The sequence below is a fragment of the Methylibium sp. genome (genome assembly GCF_013817345.1).
Lineage (GTDB): Bacteria > Pseudomonadota > Gammaproteobacteria > Burkholderiales > Burkholderiaceae_C > Methylibium.
In genome coordinates this window covers 1-5,963 of the sequence record NZ_JACDCW010000152.1, presented here as the reverse complement: position 1 = coordinate 5,963, position 5,963 = coordinate 1, and the positions used below count along the sequence as shown (strand labels likewise).

Genomic DNA, 5,963 nt, shown 5'->3' with positions numbered 1-5,963 from the left:
CGACGGCAACGGCATGTACTACTCGATGGGCAACATGGTCGCCAATCCGCAGATCGGCCTGTTGTTCATGGACTTCGAAACACCGTTCCGGCTGCGCGTTCAGGGCAGTGCCACGCACGACGACGACCCGACGCTCATGGCCCGCTTTCCAGGCGCACAGTTTGTCGTGCGCGTGGCGGTGAGTGCCATCTTCCAGAACTGCCCGCGCTATGTGCACCGAATGAAGAAAGTGGCCGACTCGCGCTATGTGCCGGCGGCCGACGGAACGGCGCCGCTGGCCGGCTGGAAGCGGCTGGACTTCATCCAGCCGAGCCTGCCCGGCTACGACCAAGGCCGCACTGAAGCAGCGGGCGGGCCGCTCAGCATCGAGGAGTGGTCGGCCAAGGTGGCTGCGGGCGATCCACAGGCCTGATCAACGGCGCGGCAGTGGCGTTTGAATCCAATAGTTTTTCCGCAAGGAATCACTTTATTCAATCTATCCACTAAATGTTGCGGTGCAACTAGAATTTGGTGGTACTAACCCGTATCGAGCGGTAAAAGCAAGCGCTGAAGGCTCTGCCGGCTCGCCTCAACCCTTTTCTAGGAAACATCCATGTCGTTGATCAACACCCAGATCAAACCTTTCCGAGCCACCGCGTATCACAACGGCAAGTTCGTGCCGGTCTCCGACGAAACCCTCAAGGGCAAGTGGTCGGTCGTCGTGTTCTACCCCGCCGATTTCACCTTCGTCTGCCCGACGGAACTGGAAGACTTGGCGCAGCGCTACAGCGAATTCAGGGACTTGGGCGTGGAGGTCTACAGCGTGTCGACCGACACGCACTTCGCCCACAAGGCCTGGCACGACACGTCGGACGCCATCAAGAAGGTCCATTACCCGATGATCGGCGACCCGACCGGCGCGATCACCCGCAACTTCGAAGTCATGATCGAAGAAGAGGGCCTGGCACTGCGCGGCACCTTCGTGATCAATCCCGAGGGCCGCATCAAGCTGTGCGAGATCCACGACAACGGCATCGGCCGTGATGCCGGCGAGCTGCTGCGCAAGGTGAGGGCCGCTCAATACGTGGCGGCGCACCCGGGTGAAGTCTGCCCCGCCAAGTGGAATGAAGGCGCCAAGACGCTGACGCCCTCGCTGGATCTGGTCGGCAGGATCTAAGCGCCTCCAGCGCTCCTCGAGCTGAGTGCCCGCCGCTTGATGCGGCGGTCCTCCCGCTGCCGTTACCGGCAGCGGGTAAGACGAGTTCAGCCCCGTCGCCCACTCACCAAAGCAGTAGGAAACACCATGTTGGACGCCAACCTCGAAGTGCAATTGAAGGCCTACCTCGAGCGGGTGCGCGAGCCTCTCGAGATCGTGGCCTCGCTCGACGACAGCGACAGCTCGCGCGACATGCATGCGCTGCTGCAGCAGATCGCCGCGCTCTCGCCGCATATTTCGCTCCGCCCCGACGGCACCGACGCCCGCAAGCCCTCGTTCAGCCTGAACCGGGTCGGTTCGGACATGGGTATCCGCTTTGCCGCGATTCCGCTGGGCCATGAGTTCACCTCGCTGGTGCTGGCCCTGCTGCAGGTCGGCGGGCACCCGCCCAAGGTCGAGCCCGCGCTGATCGATCAGATTGCGGCACTCGATGGCAGCTACAGCTTCGAGGTCTACATGTCGCTGAGCTGCCACAACTGCCCGGACGTCGTGCAGGCGCTCAACCTCATGGCCGTGGTGAACCCGAAGGTGCGCGTGACGATCATCGACGGCGCCCTCTTCCAGGACGAGGTCAACGCACGCCAGGTCATGGCGGTGCCGAGCATCTACCTCAATGGCGAAGTGTTCGGCTCCGGCCGCATGGGCGTGGAGGAGATCGTCGCCAAGCTGGATACCGGAGCCGCCGCGCAAGATGCCGCCCGGCTCAGCGCCAAGCCTCCCTACGACATGCTGATCATCGGCGGCGGCCCGGCCGGTGCCGCGGCTGCCGTGTATGCCGCTCGCAAGGGCATCCGCACAGGCGTGGCCGCCGAGCGCTTCGGTGGCCAGGTGCTGGATACGCTGGCCATCGAGAATTACATCTCGGTGCCCGAGACCGACGGTCCGAAGTTCGCGGCCGCGCTCGAGCAGCATGTGAAGGCCTACGACGTCGATGTGATGAACCTGCAGCGTGCCGACAAGCTCGTGCCTGCGGACGAGGCCGGCGGCCTGATCGAGATTCAGCTCGCCAACGGCGGATCGCTCAAGAGCAAGACGGTGATCCTGTCGACGGGCGCGCGCTGGCGCGAGATCAACGTCCCCGGCGAACAGCAGTACCGCAACCGGGGCGTGGCTTATTGCCCCCACTGCGACGGACCGCTGTTCAAGGGCAAGCGCGTCGCGGTGATCGGCGGCGGCAACTCGGGCGTGGAAGCCGCCATCGATCTGGCCGGCGTGGTCGCCCATGTCACGCTGTTGGAGTTCGATACCCATTTGCGCGCCGACGCGGTGCTGGTCAACAAGCTGAAAAGCCTGTCCAACGCCAGCATTCACACCGGCGCGCAGACGACCGAGATCACGGGCGACGGTCAGAAGGTCAACGGTTTGGTCTACACCGATCGTGCCAGCGGCGAGCCGCGCCGCATCGATCTCGAAGGTGTCTTCGTGCAGATCGGCCTGGTGCCCAATACCGAGTGGCTCAAGGGCACGGTGGAGTTGTCGCGCTACGGCGAGATCATCGTCGACGCCAAGGGCGCGACATCGGTGGCGGGCATCTTCGCCGCCGGCGACGCGACGACCGTGCCCTTCAAGCAGATCATCGTCGCCAGCGGCGATGGCGCCAAGGCGGCGCTCGGCGCGTTCGACTACATGATGCGCATGGCGCCCGTGGCCCAGGCTGCGTGAGCCTTGCGCCCGGATCGACGGCAGCGCCGCGGCATTGGCCCGGGCGCTGTCAGCGGCCCGCGGCGCTAGAAGGGAATCATCGCCTGCAGCCGCAGGGTCGCGCGCGGCGCGGCCCCGCCGGTGCCGAGCAGCAGGCCGGCCTCGACTTGCGGGTCGTCGTCGTCCTGGCCCAGCCGCGCAAACAGCGCCGGTCCGAGGATGTGCGATTGTTCGGAGCGGGTCGCCCAGCGGTCCCAACGGCCGAGCTCACCGAATCCCTGCGCGCCCCAGTCCAGCGCGCCGTCGCTGCGGGCCCGCAACTGCCATTGGTAGCCGAACTCGGTCGGCTCCTGCTCGTTTGCCAGCAGCCGCCGCTCGAACAGCAGGTTCAGGTTAGCCTGCAGCGCGCCCCAATGCGCTTGCAGCAAGGGCCCGTAGCGCAGTTCCCAGCCATCGTCCGAGCGGGTGGCGCGCTCGACCTCGAACAGCAGGCCGATCTCGTACGGCCGCCGGCCGGTCTCTGTGAACTGCAGGCGGTTTTCCCATTCCAGCGAATCGAGCCGCGTGGAGGCACCCGCCTCGCGGCCGAAATTGACGGTGGCCTCGGTGGCCCACCAGGAGTTCACGCCGTACTCCAGACCAATCGAGCCGGCCCAGGCGCTGCGCCCGTCGCGGTCGCGCGCGATGCCGGCCTTGCTGTCGATCTCGCGTTCGCCGTCTTCGACGACCGGGCTGAAGATGTAGTCGGCGGGGCTGGCCCACGCCGTCATCGGCAGCACCAGGGCGGCCAGCAGGATGGCGCGTGGCAAGGAAAGCAGGGTCATGAGGCTCAGTCGTCGCGTTCGGATTTCAACACTTCGCCGCTGCGCGCATCGACCAGCAGTTCCCGCAGCACGCCCTGGGCGTCGCGCGTCTTCACTTCGAACAGCTTGTCGCTCTTGCGCTCGACTTCGCGGATGTCGTTGTAGCCGCGCGCGCCGAGGTGCTCGATCACCTGCGCCATGCTCATCGCGGACGCAGCGGCGGCCGGCGACGAAGCCGCGAGCGGGGGTGCGGTGGGTTCGGTCTGGGAAAACGCCGGCACGGCGCAGGCCATCAGCGCGCAAACCGCGCCGGTGCGAAGACCAGTGTTGAAGGGCAGGGTGGGCTTCATCGCGACTCCTTGGGTTGGACTACAGGCAGGCCGCAAGCGACCCGGAAAGGCCATCGTGCGCCGTGCCGGGTGAACCGTGCATGAACGCCGCATTCATGCCGTGTTCACGCGCCAACCTCTATCCTCGCTCGGAAGATGAACAGGCTCACAGCTTTTCGCCGCTTCGCGCTGGTCGGCCTCGTAGTGCTGGCTGCAGCCGCCCCCGCGCCGGCCGGCGGCGCCGAGCCACTGCCCAAGGTGGACCACGAGCGAGCGCGCACGGCGCGCGCTAGCGGCGAGGTGCTGCCGCTGGCGCACATTCTCAGCCGGGTCGAGCGCGACTTCGGCGGCCGCGTCATCGAGGTCGAACTCGAGCGCGACGACGGCGAACTTGTTTACGAGCTCGAACTTCTGCTGCCCGACGGCCGGGTCATTGAACTCGAGTTCGACGCGCGCACCGGCGAACTCGTCAAGCTCGAAGGCGCGCGCCTGGAGACCGTCTTCAAGTTGCGCCCCGGCGCCGGAGCCGCGTCGCGATGAGGGTCCTGGTGGTCGAGGACGACGCTGCGCTGCGCACGCAGATCGCCGATGCGCTGCGAGCCGGCGGCCACGCGGTCGACAGCGCCGCCAGCGGCGTCGACGGTGAGCATCTCGGCCGGGTGGAGCCCTTCGACGCGGTGGTGCTCGACCTGGGCCTGCCCGGCCGCGATGGCCTGGCGGTGCTGCGCGCCTGGCGTGCGGCCGGCGTGGCCACACCGGTGCTGCTGCTTACCGCGCGCAGCAGTTGGCAGGAGAAGGTGCTCGGGATCGACGCCGGTGCCGACGACTACCTCGCCAAGCCTTTCCAGATGGAGGAGCTGCTGGCTCGGTCGCGTGCGCTGATCCGCCGCTCGGGTGGCCATGCTCAGGCGGAACTCCGCTGCGGCCCCGTGCAGCTCGACACGCGCAGCTGTCAGGTCAGCGTGGCCGGCAGCGTCGTCAACCTGACCGGACATGAATACCGCGTGCTCGCATTCCTGATGCACCATGCCGAGCGCGTGGTGTCGCGCACCGAGCTGGCCGAGCACCTGTACGCCCAGGACGCGGACCGCGACAGCAACACGATCGATGTCTTCATCGCCCGGCTGCGCCGCAAGCTGCCGGAGAACTTCATCGTCACGGCGCGCGGGCTGGGGTTTCGCGTGGGAGGCGGCCCGTGAAGGCCGGCTCGCTGCAGCGGCGCTTGCTGCTGGCAGCGCTGGCATGGATTGCGGCCGCCCTGGCCGCCGCGGCCTTCGTGCTCGGCGGGCTGTTTCGCGAGCATGTGGAGGCGGAATTGGCCGCGCGCATGCAGGGCCACCTCGAGGAGCTGATTGCCGCGCTGATGCGCGGCGAAGACGGTGCGGTGAGTCTGGACCGCGAACTGTCCGAGCCGCTGTTCCGCCAACCGTACGGCGGCTTCTACTGGATCGTGCAGCAGGGCGACACGGTGCTGCTGCGATCGCGCTCGCTGTGGGATCACACGCTCGCGTTGCCCGCTAGCGCCGCACCCACGACAGGCGTGCAGCGCATCGAAGCCGAGGGGCCGCGCGATCAACCGCTGGTGCTGTGGTCGCGCAGCGTTCAGTTGCCCGGTGACAGCGCGGCGCTGCGCGTGGCGGCGGGCGCGGACGTGAGCAACCTCGACGCCATGACAGGCTCCTTCGCACGCACGCTGGGCGTCTCGCTCGCCGTCGTGGCGGCGGCGCTCATGGCCGCGGCGGTGCTGCAGGTGCGGCTGGGACTCGCGCCGCTCGGCCGCCTGCGCGAGGCCTTGCTCGCGCTGCGCGCCGGCCGCGCGACGCGCGTCGAAGGGCGTTTCCCGAACGAGGTGCAGCCGCTGATCGACGACCTGCACGGGCTGCTCGACGAGAACACCGCCATCGTCGAACGCGCGCGCACCCAGACCGGCAATCTCGCGCATGCGCTGAAGACGCCGCTGGCGGTGATCACCAATGCGTCCGCGCAGCTGCCGGG

At 67.6% G+C, this 5,963-nt stretch carries 7 protein-coding genes and 1 pseudogene; 6 read left to right on the top strand and 2 right to left on the bottom strand.

The genetic code is table 11. From position 1 onward, the window contains the following. The 3 genes from H0W40_RS18630 to ahpF all read left to right on the top strand — a co-directional run. Positions 1–412, top strand: a 412-nt coding sequence (locus H0W40_RS18630; protein ID WP_292449243.1) for a pyridoxamine 5'-phosphate oxidase family protein, incomplete at its 5' end; no start/stop codon positions are given. 180 nt (positions 413–592) lie between these two features. Beyond that, positions 593–1,156: an alkyl hydroperoxide reductase subunit C gene (gene ahpC, locus H0W40_RS18625; protein WP_292449241.1), complete on the top strand. Its 564-nt coding sequence runs from the start codon at positions 593–595 to the stop codon at positions 1,154–1,156. A 126-nt stretch (positions 1,157–1,282) separates the two neighbouring features. Then, a complete protein-coding gene (gene ahpF / locus H0W40_RS18620; RefSeq protein WP_292449239.1) occupies positions 1,283–2,857 on the top strand; it encodes an alkyl hydroperoxide reductase subunit F in 1,575 nt (524 codons plus the stop codon). A gap of 65 nt (positions 2,858–2,922) precedes the next feature. Here ahpF and H0W40_RS18615 read toward each other — a convergent pair whose 3' ends face one another. Both H0W40_RS18615 and H0W40_RS18610 read right to left on the bottom strand, forming a co-directional pair. Beyond that, on the bottom strand, positions 2,923–3,660 hold the full coding sequence (locus tag H0W40_RS18615; RefSeq protein ID WP_292449237.1) for a hypothetical protein: 738 nt from the start codon (positions 3,658–3,660) through the stop codon (positions 2,923–2,925). A gap of 5 nt (positions 3,661–3,665) precedes the next feature. Beyond that, positions 3,666–3,989, bottom strand: coding sequence for a PepSY domain-containing protein (locus H0W40_RS18610; protein ID WP_292449235.1), 324 nt, complete (start codon positions 3,987–3,989; stop codon positions 3,666–3,668). Positions 3,990–4,124: 135 nt separating this feature from the next. Between H0W40_RS18610 and H0W40_RS18605 the strand changes: the two genes are divergently transcribed. The 3 genes and pseudogenes from H0W40_RS18605 to H0W40_RS18595 all read left to right on the top strand — a co-directional run. Next, the gene (locus H0W40_RS18605) at positions 4,125–4,508 is read left to right on the top strand and encodes a PepSY domain-containing protein (protein WP_292449233.1); all 384 of its coding nucleotides are present in this window, start codon (positions 4,125–4,127) and stop codon (positions 4,506–4,508) included. Beyond that, positions 4,505–5,167 (top strand): response regulator transcription factor, encoded by a 663-nt coding sequence (locus H0W40_RS18600; protein ID WP_292449232.1) that lies wholly within the window; start codon positions 4,505–4,507, stop codon positions 5,165–5,167. The genes H0W40_RS18605 and H0W40_RS18600 overlap by 4 nt, the downstream gene beginning before the upstream one ends. Further along, positions 5,164–5,963, top strand: a pseudogene (locus H0W40_RS18595) (ATP-binding protein); the annotation flags it as partial. The gene H0W40_RS18600 and the pseudogene H0W40_RS18595, both read left to right, overlap by 4 nt.

Excerpts from the sequence above, each read along its gene's own strand:
- ahpC (WP_292449241.1), top strand. The coding sequence starts at position 593 with ATGTCGTTGATCAACACCCAGATCAAACCTTTCCGAGCCACCGCGTAT.
- ahpF (WP_292449239.1), top strand. The coding sequence starts at position 1,283 with ATGTTGGACGCCAACCTCGAAGTGCAATTGAAGGCCTACCTCGAGCGG.
- H0W40_RS18615 (WP_292449237.1), bottom strand. The coding sequence starts at position 3,660 with ATGACCCTGCTTTCCTTGCCACGCGCCATCCTGCTGGCCGCCCTGGTG.
- H0W40_RS18610 (WP_292449235.1), bottom strand. The coding sequence starts at position 3,989 with ATGAAGCCCACCCTGCCCTTCAACACTGGTCTTCGCACCGGCGCGGTT.
- H0W40_RS18605 (WP_292449233.1), top strand. The coding sequence starts at position 4,125 with ATGAACAGGCTCACAGCTTTTCGCCGCTTCGCGCTGGTCGGCCTCGTA.
- H0W40_RS18600 (WP_292449232.1), top strand. The coding sequence starts at position 4,505 with ATGAGGGTCCTGGTGGTCGAGGACGACGCTGCGCTGCGCACGCAGATC.